The organism is Oleiphilus sp. HI0132 (assembly GCF_001635845.1).
Genome location: NZ_LWGJ01000456.1, coordinates 1 through 954 on the forward strand (window position 1 = coordinate 1; position 954 = coordinate 954).

The 954-nt window shown below is 45.8% G+C and carries 1 protein-coding gene; it reads left to right on the forward strand.

Features of this window, described 5'->3' with window-relative positions:
* The coding region (locus A3766_RS05610; RefSeq protein ID WP_068641882.1) for an AraC family transcriptional regulator at positions 1-887 on the forward strand (887 nt) is incomplete at its 5' end.
* Positions 888-954 lie beyond the last annotated feature (67 nt).

Genomic DNA, 954 nt, shown 5'->3' on the forward strand with positions numbered 1-954 from the left:
CCCAGTTCCAATCTCTTATTAAACATCTTATCGAACGCGCTAATGACCCCTTGCTCGGGCTTCATACCAGCCAATTTGTTCAGCCAGGCTCCTATAGTGTGCTTGGCTATATCACTATGAGTTGCGCCACCATCGGTGAAGCCATGGATAAAATACAGCCCTATGAAAGACTTGTCGGGGATATGGGAACAACCAGCTTTAAAGATTTAGGGAACAGCATCTTGCAGTGCTGGCACTGTATTTACGACGACCCGATTGTCAGGCCTCATATGATCGATAACGTGTTGGCTTCGTGGACAAACTTTGCACGCTGGTTAGCAAACCAAAATGCCTCTGCTGAAAAGATACTAATCGGGCGCCCCGCTCCTTCTGCAAAGCTCCAAGAAGAATATACCCGCTTCTTCAATGCACCCGTTGAGTTTGAGGCTCAGCACAACGGTATTGTGCTAAATAAAGACCTACTGTCTATTTCACTTCGCCAACCCGATAACCTGCTACTCAAAACTCTTGAATCTCATGCTAGTGAGCAAATGACTCACCTTAGCCTGGCTAGTGAGAACTTTGCTGATAAAGTCAAAGCACTCATTCGACACCAATTGAATCTAGGCAGCGCAAGAAAAGAACTCATTGCGAATGAACTAAACATGACCGAACGAACACTGCAGAGAAAACTCGTCGCTGAAGACAGTTCTTATCAAACGCTGTTAAATGAAGTCAGACTAGACTTAGCGACCGAACTTCTGAAAAGCTCCGAAATAGGAATTCAAGATATTGCTTATAACCTGGGCTTTTCTGACGGGCGCTCATTTCATCGCAGCTTTAAAAGTTGGACCGGTATGACACCAGGGCAGTACCGAACAGAAAGTTCGCAATTGAAAAGCCTATAAAACCGACAGCTTGGCGAGTATTAGTCGGTACTCACCAGGCCAGCCTTGGCAACCACGACATTATCCT